The sequence below is a fragment of the Hungatella sp. genome (genome assembly GCF_046966825.1).
The window spans coordinates 9,165-9,661 of sequence record NZ_JBKVCZ010000192.1; the positions used below are offsets into that span (position 1 = coordinate 9,165).

1 pseudogene is annotated in these 497 nt (G+C 46.9%); it reads right to left on the reverse strand.

From position 1 onward, the window contains the following. Window positions 1-367: pseudogene (locus ACLTD4_RS31345) on the reverse strand (hypothetical protein); the annotation flags it as partial. Window positions 368-497 lie beyond the last annotated feature (130 nt).

Below are 497 nucleotides of genomic sequence, written 5' to 3' on the forward strand. Positions count from 1 at the left end.
CTTTGCAAAATCGCATAACTTTCTTTTCATCATTCAAGGAATAGAACGCACATTTATTTCTGAAAGATGGCTGCCTGCTTAAATTATCAAAGGCTGCTTTTCTCCAATAGACTGCCCCATCCTCACGCCGCGCTAAAGTGATATATTGTTCACGGCTCTGAAACACGGTCCACAGCGGACGGGTTTCTCCCACGTTCACCTGCTCCCTGTCATAGACATACAAGATAAGGACTCTCTGATGGTCCACATTCCTTACCGCCGACCTCACAATATACTGAAGCTGGTCTGCACAGAACAAACCACTGTTCAAATTCATCTTCCATGTCGGATCAGCAAGCTTTCGGCAAGCTCTCTTATTCAACCTCATCCTGCTTTCACCTCCGCGACAAAATCCAGCATTAGCTGCCCGGCAACACCTTCGTCTGCCGAAACCTCCTGTTTCTTCTGCTCCTGTTTTTTATCCGGCTTTTTCTGATCCGCTTTCTGCTGCTTACTGG